Here is a 20,436-nt window from a genome sequence, read left to right on the forward strand (position 1 = left end):
TTGAAGTGGATAAGACTGCGTACACAGCAGCCGATTGTAGCAATGCCTCCCCTTGAGAACACAAGCTGGCAAATGCGCTCGGTCACTGCGTTTTTTTGTGATAGGGTTCGCGCCCGCAAAAATCCGCCCCAGGCTATTTTTCAGGGCGAAATTCTATGACAAACGGTCTACCCCAGCAGGGTCGCGGCCTACACGATGACTGGCAGTTTCATACACATTTTACGCACAGCTTTATCCACAGGTAGTACGTTGCAATCACCCCCCAAAACGCATTATCTTGTAGCTCGCGTTCAAAAAAACCCTACATGTAGGGTTTTGCACGAAAAACCAAACACAAATTAGACAAGAAACTCAAGTGCTTTTCTTGCATGTTTTTGGTTGAACCAAACACATTTTCAGAAGCCCAACCCGCACCTGCGGATGGCTACGGTTTTTCAGTCGTCAACGGCGAAAACGGTACGGGTGTTGCAGTCAATCACTGTCGCCCAAATGGAATTCGGTTTTCGGCCCCTGGCCTGAGACCAAAGACTTCGGCATGGAAGCGGCGCCCAACAGCCCCCTTCCTACTGTCCCGAAGTTGTTATGCCCGGCCCTTGCCGGTTGTAGTGCTTCAGGACGGAACGGTGGGCACCTTCAGGGTGCCCAAACAAACATAGAGAACGTGGAGACACCCATGCAAACCGACACAACTCGCGAGAACCCGCAGGGCACCGCGCCGCTGGCCGCTGATTCGATTTCGGATCTGTCCGCCACCGCGCCAGGCCAACTGCGCGTGATCAAGCGTAACGGCACTGTCGTTCCTTACACCGATGACAAAATCACCGTCGCCATCACCAAAGCGTTTCTCGCAGTTGAGGGCGGCACTGCTGCTGCCTCGTCGCGAATCCACGACACCGTTGCCCGCCTGACCGAACAAGTCACCGCGACCTTCAAACGTCGTATGCCATCGGGCGGCACCATCCACATCGAAGAAATCCAGGACCAGGTCGAACTGGCCCTGATGCGTGCCGGCGAGCAGAAAGTGGCTCGCGACTACGTGATCTACCGTGACGGCCGCTCCAAGGAACGCGCCACCCGCGCGCCTGTCGAGGAAGCGGTACAGGCTCACCCGTCGATCCGCATCACCCGCGCCGACGGCACCTTTGCGCCACTGGACATGGGCCGCCTGAACACCATCGTCACCGAGGCCTGCGAAGGTCTGGAAGAAGTCGACGGCGACCTGATCCAGCGCGAAACCCTGAAGAACCTGTACGACGGCGTGGCCCTGACCGACGTCAACACCGCGCTGGTGATGACCGCCCGTACGCTGGTCGAGCGTGAGCCGAACTACTCGTTCGTGACCGCGCGCCTGCTGATGGACACCCTGCGCGCCGAAGGCCTGAGCTTCCTGGAAGTCGCCGAGAGCGCGACTCACCACGAAATGGTCGACCTGTACGCCAAGGCCCTGCCTTCGTACATCGCCAAGGGTATCCAATTCGAATTGCTGAACCCGGTCCTGGCTACCTTTGACCTGGAAAAACTCGGCAAGGCGATCAACCACGAGCGCGACCAGCAGTTCACCTACCTGGGCCTGCAAACCCTGTACGACCGTTACTTCATCCACAAGGATGGCGTGCGTTTCGAACTGCCACAGATCTTCTTCATGCGCGTGGCCATGGGCCTGGCGATCGAGGAGAAGAACAAGGAAGACCGTGCGATCGAGTTCTACAACCTGTTGTCGTCCTTCGACTACATGTCCTCGACCCCGACCCTGTTCAACGCCGGCACCCTGCGTCCACAGCTGTCGAGCTGCTACCTGACCACCGTGCCGGATGACCTGTCGGGCATCTACCACGCGATCCACGACAACGCCATGTTGTCGAAATTCGCGGGCGGTCTGGGCAACGACTGGACTCCGGTTCGCGCATTGGGCTCGTACATCAAGGGCACCAACGGCAAATCCCAGGGCGTCGTACCGTTCCTGAAAGTGGTGAACGACACCGCTGTCGCCGTTAACCAGGGTGGCAAGCGCAAAGGCGCTGTCTGTGCTTACCTGGAAACCTGGCACATGGACATCGAGGAGTTCATCGAGCTGCGCAAGAACACCGGTGATGACCGTCGTCGTACCCACGACATGAACACCGCCAACTGGATTCCTGACCTGTTCATGAAGCGCGTCTTCGATGACGGCAAATGGACCCTGTTCTCGCCGTCCGAAGTTCCAGACCTGCACGACCTGACCGGCAAGGCCTTCGAAGAGCGTTACGAGTACTACGAAGCCCTGACCGAGTACCCAGGCAAGGTCAAGCTGTTCAAGACCATCCAGGCCAAAGACCTGTGGCGCAAAATGCTCTCCATGCTGTTTGAAACCGGCCACCCATGGCTGACCTTCAAAGACCCATGCAACCTGCGTAGCCCACAGCAGCACGTTGGCGTGGTTCACAGCTCGAACCTGTGCACCGAGATCACCTTGAACACCAACAAGGACGAGATCGCCGTTTGCAACCTGGGCTCGATCAACCTGCCGAACCACATCGTCAACGGCAAGCTGGACACCGTGAAGCTGGAGCGCACCGTGAACACCGCCGTTCGCATGCTCGATAACGTGATCGACATCAACTACTACTCGGTGCCACAAGCGAAGAACTCCAACTTCAAGCACCGTCCGGTCGGTCTGGGCATCATGGGTTTCCAGGACGCTTTGTACCTGCAGCACATCCCTTACGGTTCCGACGCTGCGGTCGAGTTCGCCGACAAGTCGATGGAAGCGGTCAGCTACTACGCAATCCAGGCGTCCTGCGACCTGGCTGACGAGCGTGGCGCTTACGAGACGTTCCAGGGTTCGCTGTGGTCCAAAGGCATCCTGCCGCTGGATTCGCAACAGATCCTGATCGAGCAGCGCGGCCAGAAGTACATCGATGTCGACCTGAACGAAACCCTGGACTGGGCTCCAGTGCGCGCCCGCGTGCAGAAAGGTATTCGTAACTCCAACATCATGGCCATCGCACCGACCGCGACCATCGCCAACATCACTGGCGTCTCGCAGTCGATCGAACCGACCTACCAGAACCTCTATGTGAAATCGAACCTGTCGGGCGAATTCACCGTGATCAACCCGTACCTGGTTCGCGACCTCAAGGCTCGCGGTCTGTGGGACTCGGTCATGATTAACGACCTGAAGTACTACGACGGTTCCGTGCAGCAGATCGAACGCATCCCGCAAGAACTCAAAGAGCTCTACGCGACCGCGTTCGAAGTAGACACCAAGTGGATCGTTGACGCGGCCAGCCGTCGTCAGAAGTGGATCGACCAGGCTCAGTCGCTGAACCTGTACATCGCCGGTGCTTCGGGCAAGAAGCTGGACGTGACCTACCGCATGGCCTGGTACCGTGGCCTGAAAACCACTTACTACCTCCGTGCCCTGGCCGCGACCAGCACCGAGAAGTCGACCATCAACACCGGCAAGCTGAACGCTGTATCCAGCGGCGGCAACCACGGCGACGACTCGGTCCTGGCCGCTCCAGCCGGTCCAGCTCCAGTGCCGAAGGCGTGCGCCATCGACGAGCCGGATTGCGAAGCTTGCCAATAAGCTGAGCCGGTAAGCGCTGCAAGGCGCTTACCTGAAACCCCCGATGAATCTTCTGGATTGATCGGGGGTTTTCTTTTGCCTCCAGGAAAGCGGTGACCGTACTGGCCCCATCGCGAGCAAGCTCGCTCCCACAGGTGATCTCTGGTGTCTACAAATAGTGCATTCACAGGAGATCCAATGTGGGAGCGAGCTTGCTCGCGATGGGGCCTACACAGACAACCAGCACCCAGCGCCTGATAAAAATCCCGACCACAAAAAAGCCCCTCTTTCGAGGGGCTCCTTGTGTAGCGCTACCCACCAACCAGCATCAGGTCATCTGAATGATGGTCTGCATGATGGTGCTTTGGGTCGAGATAGTCTTGGCGTTCGCCTGATAGTTGCTTTGCGCCTGAATCAAGCTGACCAGTTCGTTGGTCAGGTTGACGTTGGACCCTTCCAGGGAGTTGGACGAGATGGACCCCAGCGTACCCGTGGTCGGCGCGTCATAACCCGGGATACCCGAGGCGTACGTTTCTTTCCAACTGGTGCCGCCTACGGCTTGCAGACCTTGTTCATTGGTGAAGCTGGCCAACGCAACCTGGCCGATCGCCTTGTTCTGGCTGTTACTGAAGTTGGCGAACAGGGTACCGGTGCTGTCGATGGTCAGGTTAGTGATCTCGCCCGTGGCATAACCGTCCTGAGCCGGGATGGAGCGGGCCGAATCAGCGTTGAACTGTGTGGTGTTAGTCATCGAAATGGTCATGCCGCTAGCGCTTGGTGCCGCGCCGTTGGCCGCCCACACACCGTTGGTGACAGTACCCGGCACCCAGCCGGCCAACGTCAGTGCGTTGGTTGCGTTAGGTGCCGCAGGCGTCGCCGGTGGAGTTGCCACCGAGACCAGTGTGCCGGTCGAATTGAACGTCATGGTCGAAGCGATCGGGGCGGTGACGGTCGGATCACTGCCGGTAGCATCCGGGTTGCGACCGTCCACCAGGGTGTAGGTCTTCCAGGTGTTGGCGGCGGTTTTCACCATGTACTGATCCATGGTGTGCTGGTTGCCCTGGCTGTCATAGATCGGCGTACTGAACGACTTGGTGTAGGTGGCGGTGTTGTTCGGGTCGAATTTGTTGGCAGGAATCGTGTCGTCGATCACCGCAGCGGTGGAGTTCAGGTTGATCGTCGAGGACACGGTCGAGGTTGGCTTTGGTGCCAGGTTCGAGGTGTCGATCTTCAGATCGGTCAACACACCGTTGATGATCTTGCCGTTGGCGTCCGCCGCGTAACCCTGCAAACGAGAGGTGTAGTCAGTGTTGGTAACGTAGCCGCTTTTGTCGACCTTGAACGTACCGGCCCGGGTGTAGGATTCCGAGCCGTTGTTGTTCAGGGTAAAGAAGCCTGAGCCGTTGATGGCCATGTCCAGCACGTTACCGGTGTTGCTGATATCACCTTGGGTAAACTGCTGGGAAACGTTGGCCAGGCGCACGCCGCTGCCGACGACTTTACTGCCGTTACCCAGCTTGGTCGCCGAGTAGACATCCGAGAATTCTGCGCGGGAGGACTTGAAACCGGAGGTCGCGACGTTGGCGATGTTGTTGCCGGTCACGTCCAGTTGTTTGTTGGCAGCATAGAGACCGCTAAGGCCGATATTGAAAGACATATTCCACTCCTTTGTGCCGCGTTAGCCGGCTCTATATACCAATGGTTTGAACTTTGGACAGGGCGATGGAGCCCAGACCTGCAAGGTTGAGCATCAACTCGCCGCCGGTTTGACTGATGGTCACGCTGTTGACGGTTGCTGGCAGGTAGGTGGCCATATCGGTCGCCGTGCCGTTGACCGAAGCATTGGCCTTGAAGGTGTACGTGCCCGCCGGGACCAAAGTGCCGCTACTGTCCTTGCCGTCCCAACTGAAGCTGGCACTGCCCGCGGCCTGGCTGCCCAGATCGAGGGTTCTCACGACAGTTCCGCTTGAGTCGCTAATCTTCACCGTACCGTCGGAGATCGACGATGTCAGGGTTACTGTACCGGTCAGCCCCTTGCTCGCGTCGCTGATCTGGGCGGTGCCGGTTTGCGCAATCACCGAACGCCCCACCAGAGAAGAAGCCTGCAAGGCCTGGGAAGAGCTGAAATTACTGGCCAGGGAACTCACGGTCGTATTGAGGGAGGTGATCCCTTCAAGGCTGCTGAACTGCGCCAGTTGAGCAACGAATGCGCCGTTGTCCTGAGGCGAAAGCGGGTTCTGGTTCTTTAGCTGGGTCACCAGCAATTGCAGGAACGCGTCCTTGCCCAACGCCTTGCCGCCGGTCGCGCTACTGGTTGCTGCGGAAAGGCCATTCGCGGCCGTACCGGTGCTCTTGACCGAGGAGTTCGCCAGCAGATCGGTCATGCTCAGGCCGCCGGTGGAATCGGTAACGCTCATAAAAATCGCCCCTTATCACTGACCGAGGGTCAGGACCTTCTGCATCATGGTTTTGGCGGTGTTCATCATTTCCGCGTTGGTCTGGAACGAACGACTGGCAGAAATCATGTCAGCCATTTCCTCAACCACATTGACGTTGGGGTAATAGACATAACCCTTGGCGTCAGCCGCCGGATGGTTCGGCTCGTAGCGTGCTTCGAGGTTGCTTTGATCTTCGACTACACCGAGTACCTGCACGCCCTGGCCTGCGGCATCCTGGTTCTGGAACAGCGAATCGCTGCCACCGGATTGGCCGCCCTGGAACATGGTGGCAAACACCGGGTGACGGGCACGGTAGGTCTGATCGATGCTCGAAGAGACGGTCTCGGCGTTGGCGATGTTACTGGCGACGGTGTTCAAGCGAGTGGTTTGAGCACTCATGCCGCTACCGGCAATGTTGAAAACACTGGACAGAGACATGGATTACTCCCCGCGCAGGGCTGATACCAGCCCTTTGAATTTACTGTTGAGCAACGTGAAGCTGGCCTGGAAGTTGACCGCGTTTTCCGCGTAGTTCGACTGTTCCAGTTGGGCGTCCACGGTGTTTTGGTCAATCGACGGTTGCATCGGCGTGCGATACAGCAGCGACTCGTCACCACTGCTCAGACCTTGGGCTTCGATATGACGGCTATTGGTCATGTTCAAAGCGAAGGTGCCGTTCTTGTTCTTGTCGTTCTGGGCGGCCAGCACCGACGAGAAGTCCAGATCCCGAGCCTTGTAGTTCGGGGTATCGGCGTTGGCAATGTTGTTGGCCAGGACCTCGGCACGCTGAGCGCGGAAGCCCAGGGCTTGTTCGTGGATACCGAGCGCTTTATCGAAGCTGATGCTCATGTCGGAAACCTTTGGGTGACCTGATTTTTCGTAACAGGGTTATAGCAAGCCTCGTGCCAGCTTATAAAACCCTATAAACCGGGGCTTTGCGGGCGGCGGCAAAGCGGCAATGCCAGAAAAGCGGCAACGGATTTCCGTCGCCTGCCGCTTTTCTGCCGCTTGTCACGACGTGGGAGAACAACACCGGACCCTGTGGGAGCGAGCTTGCTCGCGATAACGGTGTGACAGGTTGCATTGATGTCGACTGATACGACGCTATCGCGAGCAAGCTCGCTCCCACAGTGGACCGGGCAGATCATTGGTGATTGTCGGGCATAAAAAAACGGGAGCCCCCTGAGGGCTCCCGTTTTTTATGCAGCACCGACTACCGGTCAATCACTTCGCCTGGTAGATGATCCCCGGGCTGCACTGGACCATCTGGTAGTGATCCGGCAAACCGTTCAGTGCTTCGGAAGCACCCAGGAACAGATAACCGCCTGGCTTCAGCGTGCTGTGAATGCGCATCAGGATGTCTTTCTTCACTTCGGCAGAGAAGTAGATCAACACGTTGCGACAGAACACGATGTCGAACTTGCCGAGACTGGCGTAGCTGTCCAGCAGATTGAACGAGCGGAACTCTACGCGACTTTTGATCGGCGCCTTGATTGCCCAACGCCCCGGCCCTTTCGGATCGAAATAACGTTGCAGGCGCTCCGGCGAAAGACCGCGACCAATCGCCAGGCTGTCGTACTCGCCGGTCTTGCAGTTGGTCAACATGGTCCCGGACAAGTCGGTCGCAACGATCTGCACCCCCATCTTCAACTGCCCCATATTGACCCGTTCGAACTCGTCGATCGACATCGACAGCGAATACGGTTCCTGCCCGGACGAGCAAGCCGCCGACCAGATCCGCAGACGCTGTCCGGGACTGGCCTTGATGGACTCAGGCAGCACTTTGTTTTTCAGGACTTCAAACGGATAGGTGTCACGAAACCAGAGGGTTTCGTTCGTCGTCATCGCGTCCACCACCATCTCGCGCAAACCACTGCGTGGCTGGGTCTGAATGCGCTGAACCAACTCACCCAAGGACTTGATGCCTTGCTGTTCCATCAGTTTGTTGAGACGGCTCGACACCAGATACTGCTTGTTTTCACCGAGCAAAATACCACAGGCTTTTTCCAGGAAGACCCGGAACTGTTCAAAATCCAAATTACCCGTAGACAATGATGCCGCCTCTTAAATCGTGTTGACCGCCAGGAGCGAAAGCCACTAGCTGTTGTCTGCTGCTTTGATCCGGTCGACTACCCGGGATGCCAGGTCATCAGGACGGAATTTGGCAAGAAAGTCATCAGCACCGACTTTCTTCACCATCGCCTGATTGAACACACCTGACAACGAAGTATGCAGGATGATATGAAGCTTTTGCATGTGAGGGTCGCTGCGGATCTCGCTCGTAAGGGTGTAACCGTCCATTTCAGGCATTTCGATGTCGGAAATCATCATCAAAAATTCTTCTTCCGGCTTCTTGCCCTCGTCGACCAGTTTGCGCAGATAATCCAGCGCTTGCCGACCGTCGTTCAACGAAACGACTTCAACCCCCACCGTCTGCAAGCAACGCGTGATTTGCTTGCGCGCCACCGACGAGTCATCGACCGTCAGCACGCGCAAGGAAATCGCCTTGTGCCGGGTTTCGACATCCACCACACCGAAGGAAATGCTCTCCGAGGTGGGCGCCACTTCCGCCAGGACCTTTTCCACGTCGATGATTTCAACTAACTGATTGTCGACTCGAGTCACAGCGGTCAGGTAATGATCGCGACCCGTGCCCTTGGGCGGCGGATGGATCTCTTCCCAGTTCATGTTGACGATCCGCTCGACCGACCTCACCAGAAAACCCTGAGTCTTGGTGTTGTACTCCGTAATGATGACGAAGGGATTGCTTTGATCCTGCAACCCGCCTGAGCCGGTCGCCATTGCCAGATCCAGAATCGGGATGGTTGCCCCCCGAATATTCGCCACACCGCACACGACAGGACTGGACTTGGGCATCACGGTCAGTTTGGGGCATTGCAGCACCTCCCGAACCTTGAACACGTTGATCCCGTAAAGCTGCTGGCCGTCAAGACGGAACAACAACAGCTCCAGGCGATTCTGCCCTACCAGTTGCGTGCGCTGGTTTACCGAATCCATTACACCAGCCATGCCCAGACTCCTACACCAACGCTAAGTGTGTTGCGACGCACATTCATCACTAAACGGCACGGCGCTTGCTTTTTAACTGTCATGAACGCAAAAACGACATTTTCCCGACGCCTGACATCAATGTGCCGAAAATTCCTGGGTGCTATGTCAGCCGTATGCCTGTTGAACGCTGGCAGCCCTGCCTTTGCTGACCCGGTTACCTTGCCTGATCTACTTATCGGCGTCACTCAGGGCTTTCTTGAATTCACCGTAGAAGACTATCTGGCCACCAGTCAAACCGAAGGGCGCTACGAAATCGAGGTCAACAAACTCGACCCGCGCATGCACATGCCGGCGTGCGACAAGGAATTGACAGCGACACTGGAGAGTCCGGCCAGGCCTATAGGCCGGGTTACCGTGAAGGTCCGTTGTGACGGTATCTCCCCCTGGACGGTCTTCGTACCCGCTCAAGTCCGCCTGTTTCGCGATGTCGTCACCACCACTCGCCCCCTCAATCGGGCCGGGATCATCGAGCCTTCAGACGTGATGCTGCGTGAGCGCGATATCAGCCTGATCAATCAGGGATATCTGACAAACGTCAATGAAGCCATCGGACAAAAACTTGCCCGACCAATGGTCACCGATCAAGTCATTACCCTCGTTCATCTGGAGCAGGCAGAAGTCGTGCGCAAGGGCGATCAGGTGGTCATCACCGCCCGCAGCGGCACGCTCAGCGTGCGGATGCCTGGCGAAGCCCTGTCCAATGGTGGTCTGAACGAGCAGATCCGGGTCAAAAACCTCAACTCCCAACGGGTCATCAAGGCGCAAATCATGGCCCCGGGCCAGGTGGAAGTCTCCATGTAGATAACTGGCGCACAACCGTCCTGTTCCCTAAACTGTGCCTCACGCAGGGCAAATGCTGACGCGCCCGAGCTCATCAATATTGAGCCTAAAGTTTTTCCGGGTATGGCCGAAAACATGGCAAGCGTCCAAATTCCCAGAGGTTTTTTATCATGGTCATCGATTTCAGCCGTATAAACAGCTCCCCCACGCTCGCAAGCAGCACGCGTACCAGCGCCAACAAAGAAACCGGTGATGCCGGCAAATCCGCGCCGCTGAGTACCTCGACCGAACAGGTCAGTGCCACCCAAAGCGGGGAATCGGTACACCTCAGCAATGAGGCTCAACAGTTGCAGAAGATCACTGAAAAGCTGCGCGATCAGCCTGCCGTCGACAATGCCCGCGTGGCCAAGTTGAAAGCAGCGATTGCCGATGGCAGCTATAAAGTCGACAGCAACCGTGTAGCCAGCAAACTGCTCAACTTCGAAGCCCAGCGCTAGCCAAAGGCCTGCGCCAGGCTTTTGGACGCTTAAAACCCAAGGCCAGCCATGCACGACACTAATTTACTGCAACTGATCACCGATGACTTTGCTCCAGCTCAACAGTTGCTGGAGCTGCTGAAGACCGAATCCCTCGCCTTGCACGGCCGTGACATGCCGTTGCTCGAAGACATTCTGGCGCAGAAACAGGCACTGATCATTCTGCTGGAACAGCATGGCCGCAAACGCAGCGAAATTCTCGCGAGCCTGAACCTGCCTGCCAGCCGCGCAGGTCTGGAGCAGTTCGCCGCTCACTCAAGCATTGGCGATCAGTTGCTGACCCAAAGCGACGCTCTGACCCAACTCCTTGCAGATTGCCAAGCCGCCAACGAACTCAATGGCCGCTCGATCCAGGTGCAACAAGCCACCACCGCCAATCAGCTGAAAATCCTCAACGGTGGCGAGCCTCCAGCGCTTTATGACGCCCGTGGATCAACCTCCATGCTTGCGAAGCCCCGCGCGCTCAGTCAGGCTTGAACCCATATATCAGCGCGCTCTATCAAGGCGCGAAACATGCTGGCAGAATGCTGGCTCTTGCGTGTGACCGTATTCTGTCTGGAGATTGATAAACCGTGTTCAACGCCTTAAGCGCGGAAGATGCTCCGCAGCCACCCAAGGTGCTCAGCACCCCGCTGGAAATCGCCGGCAACCTGCGAATGCTGCAAGAGAGCCATGATCCGCTGATCATCACGTTCCATGAACGCAGCCAGCGCTTTCAGAGCTACCTGGTCGACCTTGATCGCGACAGCAACATGATCGCTCTGGACGAAATGATTCCTCGCGATGGCGAACGCTTCCTGCTTGCCGGCGAACCTTTTCGGGTTGAAGGCTTTCATGATGGCGTACGCATTGCCTGGGAAAGCAACGGCACACTGACCATCGACGAGTCCAACGGCGGCCGCTGCTACCGTGGCACGCTGCCTGATGAAGTGGTTTATCACCAGCGTCGCAACGCGTTTCGCGCAGCCTTGAAACTGGCACAACTGGTGAACATCGAACTCGGTGGCGAAAAGCTCAAGACACCCATCAGCGGCAAACTGCTGGACATCTCGGCGACCGGTTGCAAGCTGCGCTTTGCAGGCGACATCACCAACGGGCTTCAGCTCGGTCAGGTCTATGAACGCTTCATCGCCGCACTCCCCTTCGGCAGCATGACGGCACCGGTCGAACTGCGTTATCTGCATCACGAAGAGAAAATCGACACCACCTTTGCCGGCGTACGCTTTCACAACATGAGCGGACTGGTGCAGCGTCAGGTCGAGCGATTCGTCTATCAATTGCAACGCGAAGCACGCCGCTTCGACAAAGACGATTTCTGATCCATACGCGTGAAAAAACGGGCAGTCCCTTTCGGTGACTGCCCGTTTTTTTGCCTCTACGGTCTGACCTCGGTAAAACTTTGCGGGTGCTCCAGCCCAGGATCATCCGGCTTTTCGTCAGAGTCGCCGGCGTCCTCGGCGTCGACCTTTGCGTCCCGCTCCGGATCCGGATCAACGCCCGCGCCATTTTGCATCTGGTCATGCACGACCTGCTCATCGACCCTCGGATCGAGAGCTGCCACCAGTGGTGAGCTCGACATGCTTTCTGGCATCGCCACGTGATGCAGCGGCGCATCATCAACCTGATGCATATTGGTCACAGCTTTCGGCCTGATGCGCCATACCAGCACCAACGCAAAGAAGCTGAAGAACGCATAGAGCATCTGACTGCCGAACAACTTCATCAGCACACCCGCCACCAGCGGCCCGATGCTCGCCCCCACACCGTAAGTCACCAGCAGCATGGCGGTCAGCGATACCCGCCGATCGCCCTCGACGTGGTCGTTGGAAAACGCTACCGCCAACGGGTACAGACAGAACTGCACCAATGAGCAGACGAAGCCCGCGATAAACAGCACTTCAAGCGGCACCTGCGGCATGATCGCCAACGGCAACGCCGCCAACGCCAGGCAAAAGGCAAAGCTGCGAATCAGCAGCGCCCGATCATACCGATCTGACAACCAGCCCAACGGCCACTGCACCACCAACCCGGCAAAAATGCAGCTACCCATGAACAGACCGACCTGTTCAGTGGAAAGCCCTTGCTGGGACGCGTACAACGGCGCCAGACCATAGAACGCACCAAGGATCAGTCCAGCGCCGAGCACCGTACTGAGGGACTGCGGAACTCGCTTCATGAAGAAGCGCGGCTCCATCGGCGCCGGATGCAAGGGGGCAGGGTGAATGCGCCGGGTCAGGGCAACTGGCACCAGACACAGGGCAAAACACAGCGCCACCAGCATCAGTAGCTCCAGCCCCAGGGACGGGTGCATGACCAGAATCAACTGACCCAGCACCAGCCCCAGGTACGAAGCGATCATGTAGCCGCTGAACACCACCCCGCGCTGCTTGGTATCGGCCTGCTCGTTCAGCCAGCTCTCGATAACCATGTACTGGCACATCATCCCCAGGCCTACGATCATCCGCAGCACCAGCCAGGCTGGCAGCCAGTCGATCAGACCGTGCCCCAGCACCGCCGCGCCGACGATCCCGGCACAGGCCGAGTAGGCCCGAATATGACCGACCCTGGCGATCAGTCGATGGCCGATTTTCCCGCCCAGCACCAGACCGAAATAGTTGGCCGCCATCAGCGCACCGACCCACAGACTGTCGACATGGTCCGCTGCCAGGCGCAACCCCAGGTAAGTACTGAGCAGGCCCGAGCCGATCAACATCATCAGGGAGGCGAAATAAAGCGCTCGAAAGGATTTCCAGATTTGGCGCATCGGCGTTCCGAGCGGCTCCTTGCAGTGAGTATCGGGCTACCTCAACGATAGCCCGATGGCGACGGATCGGTTAGGCCTGGGCTGCTAAAACACGCCGCTCCCAGGGAGTGATTTCATCAAGGAAACTGCTCAACTCCATGGTCTTCGAAGCGATGTAGCCTTCGATGAACTCCTTGCCAAACAGTTCCTTCGCCAATTGGCTACGTTTCAGACGCTCAAGAGCGGCATGCAAGGTACAAGGCAACGACAAACTTTCCGGTACTTCAAACTCGCCCTGAATGGCCGGCGTCGGCTCCAGTTCGTTTTCGATGCCATACAGCCCGGCCGCCAGGCTTGCGGCAATCGCCAGGTACGGGTTGGCATCGGCGCCCGGCAGACGGTTCTCGACTCGACGCGCCTCTGGCGAGCTGGCTGGAATCCGCAAACCCGCCGCCCGGTTATCGTGAGACCAGCAGGCGTTATTCGGGGACGCGTAAGGATGGCACAGACGCTGATAAGAGTTCACGTTCGGCGCAAACAACGCAGTGAAATCCGCCATGCCAGCCTGCTGGCCACCAATGAAATAACGGAAGAGCGCGGTCGGCTGTCCAGCGTCATCGCTGAACACATTCCGCCCCGTGCCGATCTCGACGATGCTCTGGTGAATATGCATCGAGCTGCCAGGCGTATGCGCCAGCGGCTTGGCCATGCACACCACGGTCAGGCCGTGCTTGAGTGCGACTTCCTTGAGCAGGTGCTTGAACAGGAATGTCTGGTCGGCCAGCAGCAACGGATCACCGTGCAGTAGATTGATCTCGAACTGACTGATACCCATCTCGTGCATGAAGGTATCGCGCGGCAAGCCCAGGGCCGCCATGCATTCATAGACTTCATTGAAGAACGGGCGCAAACCGTTATTGGAGCTGACGCTGAATGCCGAATGACCTTCCTCGCGACGTCCGTCCATTCCAACCGGCGGCTGGAATGGCCGGGTCGGGTCGGTGTTCGGCGCAAAAACAAAGAACTCCATCTCGGTCGCCACCACCGGCGCCAAACCGCGCGCGGCATAACGGGCGATCACCGCTTTCAACTGACCGCGCGTGGAAAGACGTGAACTTTCCCCGCTCAACTCATCGGCATCGCAAATGGCCAACGCGCGAGGCTGCTTGCTCCAGGGCAGACGGTGGATGTGTTTCGGATCGGCATTGAGCGCCAGGTCGCCGTCGTCACTGCCGTAAAACCGCGCAGGCGGATAACCACCCATGATGCATTGCAGCAGTACGCCACGGGCCATCTGCAAACGCCGCCCCTCGAGAAAACCCGCTGCGGTCATTACCTTGCCGCGTGGCACGCCGTTGAGATCCGGAGTGACACATTCAATCTCATCAATGCCCGTCAATCGCTGCGCGAGTGAACGCTGGCCATCGGTCGTCATGACTCTATCCTTGAAGTTGTGCAAGCCGCGAACGGCGACATGTACAAAATAGGCACCAGCTGTTCGGAATTTCAAGCACCGCCTTACAAAAATGTAGGAGCTGCCGAAGGCTGCGATCCTTTGATTTTTGCGCCATTGATGACGCCGGAAGATCAAAAGATCGCAGCCTTCGGCAGCTCCTACAAAAATTGGCAGATATCAGGGCAGATAAAGACTGAACAGCCCGCCGCCCAGCGGACCGCCATTGCGAATCTCGGTGCGCCCGTGCTCGCCGTTGCGTTGGTGCAGTTGTGCAATGCGTGCGGCGAAGTACAGGCCAAGGCCGGTGCTGCCACTGGCCGGGTTAATGCCCTGCACGTAATCCGCCTGACGCTCGATCATCTGGGCCGGGAACCCCTCACCGTCGTCATTGATCGCCATCACCAACTGCCCGGTTTCTTCACCCACGCTGATCAGCAGCGAATGCCGGGCGTAACGAATGGCATTGTTGATCGCGTTGGCCAGCACCGTTCCAATCAGCTCCCGATCGAAGAACCCGAGCGGGCTCAAGGGATCGACCTCGTAAGTCACCAGAATGCCGCGACTCTTGAACACGTCCTGATGAGCCGCCAGCTGTGCTTCGATGAAATCGTCCAGCTCGTGATAGTCCGGGCGCAACGGCAACTGGTTGACGCCGAGTTTGTAGAGTCCCAGCAACTGCACCAGCATGCCATTGAGATGAGCGAACTCATAGTCGATCACCCCCTGCTCGGCGGTTTGCCGCTGAGTATCAGGCAAGCGTGCAAGCCACTGTCCGTGGGCCTGCATCAGCAAAGCCAGGGAGTTCTTCATGTCGTGTACGGTGGAGGCAATCACCGTGGAAAAGTCGAGCCCCTCGCCTGCATCATTCATTCGCCAAACGCCTTGCTTCGCAGCTTCTGATAACGCGGATAACGCGCGTCGCTCTCGGGCATCATGCCCACCATTTTCAGGCACGTGCGGCACTCGTCCAGCAGCGCTGCGTCGAGGTTGGCGTCGGCCCCGTGCAACAGCGATTGCGCCATGTTGAGGGCAATACTGATGTTCTTCGGCTGCAACAACAGCGCACCGCGGAAAAGCTCCCGCGCCTCAGGCAGCGCGCCCGCCTTGTAACTGCGCACACCCTGGCGGTTGAGATCTGCCGCCGCGTTGCCGGAGTTGAGAATCGCCGGGTCGTCGGTCTGCTTGGCGATCCCCTGCATCACCACCGGGTCGTCACCGTAAATCTCTGCGCAGTTTTTCAACATCGAATTGCCGGCGTCGTTCTGCCCCAGCATCTTCAACTGCTTGGCGACCAGCAGCGCCGCTTCGGCGCTCATGAACTGCTCCATGCCATCCAGACGGGTCAGTGCCTGCTCCGTCAGTTTCTCAGCCGTTTCGGCATCGTTGAGCAACAGGCTGGTGGCTTTCATCAGCCGCGCGCGGATCTGCAGCCCCGGATCGTTGATATTTTCCTTGGCCACTGCGCTCAGGGTCTGGTTGATCTCTAGTCGAGTGCGAGTATCCAGACCTTTTTCACTGCCTTTGCTGATGAGCGCATGAGCCAGACCCAGATTGCTTTCAGGGTCCTTGAAACGTGACTGCGCCCCTTGGGAGACTGCTTGGCGATAGGCTTTCGCCGCACATTCGAAGTCTTCGTTGGTCATCGCCAACTTGCCCAGCAACGATTGGCGACGCACCGCCAATGGCGACAGGCGAACGGCCTCTTCCAGCACGTTCTGCGCAGCCTTGGTGTCGCCTTCAGCGACCAGCACTTCGGCCAGGCCGTCATACAGCGCCGGCATCATCGGGAAAGCCTTCAGCGCCTTTTCGTACACGGCTTTTGCCTGACCGACCTGGCCACGTTTAAACAACAATCGCCCCAGACCTACATAGGCCCAAGGTAAAGGACGATCCGCCAGAATGCTGTTGTACAAGCGCTCCAGCGCCTCATTCTGATTCATGTCGCGCAGCGCATCGGCACGGTAGCGCAGGCACAGTGGCGAATAGCGCGGGTCCTGCTTGCACAGCTCAATGCAGGCATTCAGGACTTCAACAGGCTTGCCGCGATCCAGCGCCTGCAGGATCGGCTTGAGCAATGTCTTGCGCTGCTCCAGTCGCTCCAGCCTCTGGGCCAGGCCAGCACGGTTGAAAGGCTTGGTCAGATAAGCATCCGGCTCGTGCTCCAGAGCACTGAGCACCATCGCCTGACTGCTCTCGGCAGTGACCATCAGAAACACGCTTTCATGGCTGATCAGCTTCTCGACCATCAGGTCCTCGAGCACCTGCTGACCATTCTTCTTGCCATCACCCAGGTGATAATCCTGCAGGATGAAGTCGTAGCGCTTCTGCGCGCACATGCGCAGCGCCACCTCGCCCGTGTCAGCAGTGTCGACATCCTTGACACCCAACTCACGCAACATCGACCTGACCGAACTACGGAAATCCGAGAAATCATCGACGATCAAAAAGCTCTTTTGGTGGTACGCCAGCATCGAAGATTCCAGGCAATTAAGAAGATGAACCCAAAGACAAATGCAGGGACCAGCTCAACTTCGCTGCCCATTGAGGCGTCGCGCAGGACAACGGCCCATCGGGTTATCGGCCGTTTGTGGCGTTCCCTTATAGTCGCGAGCAAACAATCGCCAATTTACGTAGGCAGCCTCGCAAAACGACAAAAAAGCTTAAAAAAAAACCCAAACAAACCGATCGGATGAGGCGGCACGCTCGAGCACGCCCTAGGGTGGCGCCCTATCGTTGTGTGACGCGCTCATCAGGTTCAGATGGCCAGAGGGCCGAGTATCCTGTGCTGTCATAGCCAGATAGCTCTAGCTTCTCCAGGTTCTCCGCAGAGGGCATTTTGTTGAGCTGCTGAAGAAACAGCACCAGATCCATCAAGGCATTGCCGACCAGTCGTAACCGAGTTTGGCAGAAGTTGCTGGGGGCGCCGGACATGGACGAAACAAGCAATGCCTCCAGTTGGGCCAACCCCTCGTTGCTCGAAGAGAGTGTCGGGTAATTAATTCGAAAGTCATGGAAGCTCATGCATTGGGGCTCGCCATTGTGTTCAATGCGGAGATCCTCGCCAATCTCGCATTGCATTAGTTGGAACAATGGCTTGTCGGTGGAAATCTGGGTCTGCGCGAGCTGTTGCAGGGCGGTTTCCGCCAGCATTCGTTCGACGCGTTTAAAGTGATAGTTGATCGCCTTCGTATCTCGGTCATCAGCTAACACCAAGAAGCGTATTTCGACCTTGAGGATTTCCAGCCAGCAAAAATAGCGGGCGAACAGATAGAGGGTACCGATCAAATAGTGCCGCTTGGTCATTGGCCAAGAGCCATACATCGGTGCATCTTCGTCGGCAGCCAACAATACCTTGTTCTTGGATCGTGATTGCCGTTCGCAGAGATGCCAGAGGCGGTCCTGCAGGTCACTCGCTGAGATCAGCATGACCCGCGAATATTTCTTAGCGACTGCTGTAACGGAGGCTTGCGCTTCGAGCTCAAGCTTTTTTTCTACTTCCTGAGTGCGCAGATCAGACTTGTGGACCTCAAGGCTTCTATTGATCTGACCAGCGATCAAGTCCTTCCCAATGGCCCAGGCACTCGCGGCAACGATACTTGCCCCACCGAGCGCGCCTATGAAGGTTTCTATTATTGCCATGGCTTGCTCCATGCTGGCTGCCTTCGTTCCGAGTGAACTATAGACAAGCAATCAGGGGCTGGGCGGAGCGATCATCAGCGCTGCGATCTACGCGAAGGATCAGATGTAGCAGTCACCGTGAGAGGCACGATATGCATTTTGCTCTCGCCTATCTCCTCTCTCACTCATTTCCCGCAAAAAAATACACAGCATTGAAAGCACTCAGCGAGCACTAACGCCAATACGCCGTGGAACGATTCAAACGACTAAAGAGCGGCAGGTGAAATCGGGTCTTTTTGTCCTTCCTGGGTGATATCGAAAATCTTCTGGTTGCATACCGAGAAATTCTGCAAGTCGAACTCAACCAAATATGTCTTATTGGGCTGCGCGAGGAAGGTACGAGACAGAGGACCACATTTTTCTATCCGATAAGTCGTGCCGCGGTCATTACGCCAATTTGCTTCACCTTCAACCTCGGTCAGTTGACCTGCTGGCACCAGAATTTCGCGGGTCGGCCTAGCGCCATAGATTCCCCGAGCGAGCCCCTTATACAGCCCCCTAGCAAACGCCGGCATTTGCTGTTCTTGAGCATCGTTATACACAACACCTACACCGTTCAGATTTCCGGGCTTTCCAATCCTAAAGTTCACCTGTGATTCGGTGCTGACCGCTTTGAAAATGACCTTTGAATTGTGTTCGTCCGCGGTTAGCACAATAGGCTTTTCAACAGGTTCTGCTGGAGGCGCATCCTTATGCGAAGAACAGCCGGCAAAAAAAGCGGTGACCACGATCAAAGAGACGGCCCGAGCTAACAAATTGCACATAGACAAATCTTAATTCTCCACAAAATCCACAATCCCTAGCCACAATATAGCCTAACGCCACTATCTCGAAAGCACCCAGAGTTAAACGGGTTTTTCGAGTATGCCTATCCAGATACAGGACGCCGGTCGCGCCCGCGAATCACTCGAGCAGTTCGCCACCGATTACGATAAGACGATTGCCAGTGTGTACTTGGAGAATGCCTGCGGTGCGACCGCAGACCGGCCTGAGCTGCTGCGTCTGCTCAAAAATGCGCGCATGGGTGACGTGTTGCTGGTTGAGTCGATAGACCGCCTCTCGCGCCTTCCTGTGGAGGATTGGCAGAAGCTCAAGACTGCGATTGACTTCAAGGAGCTGCGCATCGTCGCGCTAGACCTGCCAACCAGCCATCAGGGGATGCAGGACACCAAGGGCGACAAGTTCACCGGGCGGATGTTGGGAGCGATCAACTCGATGCTGGTGGAAATGATGGCTGCCATTGCTCGCAAAGATTACGAACAGCGCCGCAAGTGCCAGGCCCAGAGTATCGAGAAGGCCAAGGACGCCGGTAAGTAGCAGGGGCGCCCGGTTGACGTCGACCTGCACAAGCGCGTATCTGAACTGCTCGCCGTCGGCCTCGGCATCCGCGCAACTGCTCGGCACGCGAACTGCTCGACTACCACAGTGCTGCGCATCAGAGATCAGAGCCTACCAGCCCTAAAGGCTTGAATAGGTCGCATAGGCTACCGTTCGACTAAGAGACTGCCAAAACCCGAGCTCTGCCTGAGTAACCTCATACTCATTCAGGGAGGTGTCGGTGCTGGAATCTTTGCGGGCCCAATAAGTGATACCTGAGAAATCATCCTTGTAGGTCCAGTTTGCATGAGAAATCGCATTCCTAAAGGCCCGTATAGGGTTGTCACTCAAGAATCTCCCGCACTTTCGTGCCACTGATCCTTGAGGGCACACCTTCGCCAAAAGGCGGAAACACGCCTCGGGCAGATAAACAAAGCAGATGTAGTTCTGACACACCACCTGGGCGCGCGTGACGTATGGATCGGGTGAAAGGTGATGCGCAAGGTCCATCCACCCTTGGAATGCCAAAAGCTCATCCAAACGCTTTGCGATGGGCACTGGCGATTCGTTCAGAATGGCGAATCTTTGATCTGCGCTCAGTGCTCTCACTTCAGCAGCAATAGATGAAGCAACCTTTTCTGCTGTCTCCGGTGACAGACGAACCTGGCTGGTTAACAGGGCAGAGTAATGACCCATTTGTGAATCGACAATTTTCCAGTCCATACAGCCTCCTCCTCATTCAAGTCACGCCCGCCCCCGATCGCAGTCAAGCACCTCGATAGGCAGCCGAACATAAGAACTAAGAGTTAGCAGTAAATTGACGTGCAAGTGAAATATGGAAGATAGACGAGTCTGATTGCACCCACCCT

At 57.0% G+C, this 20,436-nt stretch carries 18 protein-coding genes and 1 pseudogene; 6 read left to right on the forward strand and 13 right to left on the reverse strand.

Features of this window, described 5'->3' with window-relative positions:
- The first annotated feature begins 673 nt into the window (after positions 1-673).
- Positions 674-3,568 carry a ribonucleoside-diphosphate reductase subunit alpha gene (locus AC1RPZ_RS21515; RefSeq protein ID WP_493139229.1) on the forward strand — a complete coding sequence of 965 codons (2,895 nt, stop codon included), beginning with the start codon at positions 674-676 and terminating at the stop codon, positions 3,566-3,568.
- A 307-nt stretch (positions 3,569-3,875) separates the two neighbouring features.
- Here AC1RPZ_RS21515 and flgE read toward each other — a convergent pair whose 3' ends face one another.
- The 6 genes from flgE to AC1RPZ_RS21545 form a co-directional block, all read right to left on the reverse strand.
- On the reverse strand, positions 3,876-5,204 hold the full coding sequence (flgE, locus tag AC1RPZ_RS21520) for a flagellar hook protein FlgE (RefSeq protein ID WP_493139231.1): 1,329 nt from the start codon (positions 5,202-5,204) through the stop codon (positions 3,876-3,878).
- A gap of 31 nt (positions 5,205-5,235) precedes the next feature.
- Positions 5,236-5,964, reverse strand: a complete 729-nt coding sequence (gene flgD, locus AC1RPZ_RS21525) for a flagellar hook assembly protein FlgD (RefSeq protein ID WP_493139233.1) — start codon at positions 5,962-5,964, stop codon at positions 5,236-5,238.
- Positions 5,965-5,979: 15 nt separating this feature from the next.
- On the reverse strand, positions 5,980-6,423 hold the full coding sequence (gene flgC / locus AC1RPZ_RS21530) for a flagellar basal body rod protein FlgC (protein ID WP_007937507.1): 444 nt from the start codon (positions 6,421-6,423) through the stop codon (positions 5,980-5,982).
- 3 nt (positions 6,424-6,426) lie between these two features.
- Positions 6,427-6,834, reverse strand: a complete 408-nt coding sequence (gene flgB, locus AC1RPZ_RS21535) for a flagellar basal body rod protein FlgB (protein ID WP_123426802.1) — start codon at positions 6,832-6,834, stop codon at positions 6,427-6,429.
- A 375-nt stretch (positions 6,835-7,209) separates the two neighbouring features.
- Positions 7,210-8,037 (reverse strand): protein-glutamate O-methyltransferase CheR, encoded by an 828-nt coding sequence (cheR, locus tag AC1RPZ_RS21540; protein ID WP_123426801.1) that lies wholly within the window; start codon positions 8,035-8,037, stop codon positions 7,210-7,212.
- A 45-nt stretch (positions 8,038-8,082) separates the two neighbouring features.
- Entirely contained in the window at positions 8,083-9,015 is a 933-nt protein-coding gene (locus AC1RPZ_RS21545; protein ID WP_493139235.1) for a chemotaxis protein CheV, read from the reverse strand.
- Between the two features lie 81 nt (positions 9,016-9,096).
- On the opposite strand from AC1RPZ_RS21545, the gene flgA reads away from it, so the two are divergent.
- The 4 genes from flgA (at position 9,097) to AC1RPZ_RS21565 (ending at position 11,692) form a co-directional block, all read left to right on the forward strand.
- Entirely contained in the window at positions 9,097-9,858 is a 762-nt protein-coding gene (gene flgA, locus AC1RPZ_RS21550; protein ID WP_493139236.1) for a flagellar basal body P-ring formation chaperone FlgA, read from the forward strand.
- A gap of 149 nt (positions 9,859-10,007) precedes the next feature.
- The gene (gene flgM, locus AC1RPZ_RS21555) at positions 10,008-10,334 is read left to right on the forward strand and encodes a flagellar biosynthesis anti-sigma factor FlgM (protein WP_493139237.1); all 327 of its coding nucleotides are present in this window, start codon (positions 10,008-10,010) and stop codon (positions 10,332-10,334) included.
- A gap of 48 nt (positions 10,335-10,382) precedes the next feature.
- Entirely contained in the window at positions 10,383-10,850 is a 468-nt protein-coding gene (locus AC1RPZ_RS21560) for a flagella synthesis protein FlgN (RefSeq protein ID WP_493139238.1), read from the forward strand.
- 95 nt (positions 10,851-10,945) lie between these two features.
- A complete protein-coding gene (locus AC1RPZ_RS21565) occupies positions 10,946-11,692 on the forward strand; it encodes a flagellar brake protein (protein ID WP_493139239.1) in 747 nt (248 codons plus the stop codon).
- A 56-nt stretch (positions 11,693-11,748) separates the two neighbouring features.
- Here AC1RPZ_RS21565 and AC1RPZ_RS21570 read toward each other — a convergent pair whose 3' ends face one another.
- The 6 genes from AC1RPZ_RS21570 to AC1RPZ_RS21595 form a co-directional block, all read right to left on the reverse strand.
- The gene (locus tag AC1RPZ_RS21570; protein WP_493139241.1) at positions 11,749-13,137 is read right to left on the reverse strand and encodes an MFS transporter; all 1,389 of its coding nucleotides are present in this window, start codon (positions 13,135-13,137) and stop codon (positions 11,749-11,751) included.
- 70 nt (positions 13,138-13,207) lie between these two features.
- The gene (locus tag AC1RPZ_RS21575) at positions 13,208-14,449 is read right to left on the reverse strand and encodes a glutamine synthetase family protein (protein ID WP_493139334.1); all 1,242 of its coding nucleotides are present in this window, start codon (positions 14,447-14,449) and stop codon (positions 13,208-13,210) included.
- Between the two features lie 300 nt (positions 14,450-14,749).
- The gene (locus tag AC1RPZ_RS21580) at positions 14,750-15,442 is read right to left on the reverse strand and encodes a sensor histidine kinase (protein ID WP_493139243.1); all 693 of its coding nucleotides are present in this window, start codon (positions 15,440-15,442) and stop codon (positions 14,750-14,752) included.
- Positions 15,439-17,043: a response regulator gene (locus AC1RPZ_RS21585; RefSeq protein WP_493139245.1), complete on the reverse strand. Its 1,605-nt coding sequence runs from the start codon at positions 17,041-17,043 to the stop codon at positions 15,439-15,441. The genes AC1RPZ_RS21580 and AC1RPZ_RS21585 overlap by 4 nt, the downstream gene beginning before the upstream one ends.
- 256 nt (positions 17,044-17,299) lie before the next feature.
- Positions 17,300-18,211: a hypothetical protein gene (locus tag AC1RPZ_RS21590; RefSeq protein WP_493139247.1), complete on the reverse strand. Its 912-nt coding sequence runs from the start codon at positions 18,209-18,211 to the stop codon at positions 17,300-17,302.
- Between the two features lie 245 nt (positions 18,212-18,456).
- Positions 18,457-19,014 carry a hypothetical protein gene (locus AC1RPZ_RS21595; protein WP_493139249.1) on the reverse strand — a complete coding sequence of 186 codons (558 nt, stop codon included), beginning with the start codon at positions 19,012-19,014 and terminating at the stop codon, positions 18,457-18,459.
- A 100-nt stretch (positions 19,015-19,114) separates the two neighbouring features.
- Here AC1RPZ_RS21595 and AC1RPZ_RS21600 point away from each other — a divergent pair.
- Positions 19,115-19,720, forward strand: a pseudogene (locus tag AC1RPZ_RS21600) (recombinase family protein).
- On the opposite strand, the gene AC1RPZ_RS21605 reads toward AC1RPZ_RS21600, so the two are convergent.
- Positions 19,709-20,290, reverse strand: coding sequence for a hypothetical protein (locus AC1RPZ_RS21605; RefSeq protein ID WP_493139251.1), 582 nt, complete (start codon positions 20,288-20,290; stop codon positions 19,709-19,711). The pseudogene AC1RPZ_RS21600 and the gene AC1RPZ_RS21605 overlap by 12 nt on opposite strands.
- Between the last annotated feature and the right edge of the window lie 146 nt (positions 20,291-20,436).

This window comes from Pseudomonas sp. GW822-FHT02D10 (genome assembly GCF_058802345.1).

What these genes read in the sequence shown, in the direction of transcription:
- AC1RPZ_RS21545 (WP_493139235.1), bottom strand. Translation starts at nt 9,015, where the DNA reads ATGGCTGGTGTAATGGATTCGGTAAACCAGCGCACGCAACTGGTAGGG.
- AC1RPZ_RS21570 (WP_493139241.1), bottom strand. Translation starts at nt 13,137, where the DNA reads ATGCGCCAAATCTGGAAATCCTTTCGAGCGCTTTATTTCGCCTCCCTG.
- AC1RPZ_RS21560 (WP_493139238.1), top strand. Translation starts at nt 10,383, where the DNA reads ATGCACGACACTAATTTACTGCAACTGATCACCGATGACTTTGCTCCA.
- flgB (WP_123426802.1), bottom strand. Translation starts at nt 6,834, where the DNA reads ATGAGCATCAGCTTCGATAAAGCGCTCGGTATCCACGAACAAGCCCTG.
- flgM (WP_493139237.1), top strand. Translation starts at nt 10,008, where the DNA reads ATGGTCATCGATTTCAGCCGTATAAACAGCTCCCCCACGCTCGCAAGC.
- AC1RPZ_RS21580 (WP_493139243.1), bottom strand. Translation starts at nt 15,442, where the DNA reads ATGAATGATGCAGGCGAGGGGCTCGACTTTTCCACGGTGATTGCCTCC.
- flgD (WP_493139233.1), bottom strand. Translation starts at nt 5,964, where the DNA reads ATGAGCGTTACCGATTCCACCGGCGGCCTGAGCATGACCGATCTGCTG.
- flgA (WP_493139236.1), top strand. Translation starts at nt 9,097, where the DNA reads ATGAACGCAAAAACGACATTTTCCCGACGCCTGACATCAATGTGCCGA.
- AC1RPZ_RS21590 (WP_493139247.1), bottom strand. Translation starts at nt 18,211, where the DNA reads ATGGCAATAATAGAAACCTTCATAGGCGCGCTCGGTGGGGCAAGTATC.
- AC1RPZ_RS21585 (WP_493139245.1), bottom strand. Translation starts at nt 17,043, where the DNA reads ATGCTGGCGTACCACCAAAAGAGCTTTTTGATCGTCGATGATTTCTCG.
- AC1RPZ_RS21605 (WP_493139251.1), bottom strand. Translation starts at nt 20,290, where the DNA reads ATGGACTGGAAAATTGTCGATTCACAAATGGGTCATTACTCTGCCCTG.
- flgE (WP_493139231.1), bottom strand. Translation starts at nt 5,204, where the DNA reads ATGTCTTTCAATATCGGCCTTAGCGGTCTCTATGCTGCCAACAAACAA.
- AC1RPZ_RS21515 (WP_493139229.1), top strand. Translation starts at nt 674, where the DNA reads ATGCAAACCGACACAACTCGCGAGAACCCGCAGGGCACCGCGCCGCTG.
- AC1RPZ_RS21575 (WP_493139334.1), bottom strand. Translation starts at nt 14,449, where the DNA reads ATGACCGCAGCGGGTTTTCTCGAGGGGCGGCGTTTGCAGATGGCCCGT.
- AC1RPZ_RS21595 (WP_493139249.1), bottom strand. Translation starts at nt 19,014, where the DNA reads ATGTGCAATTTGTTAGCTCGGGCCGTCTCTTTGATCGTGGTCACCGCT.
- flgC (WP_007937507.1), bottom strand. Translation starts at nt 6,423, where the DNA reads ATGTCTCTGTCCAGTGTTTTCAACATTGCCGGTAGCGGCATGAGTGCT.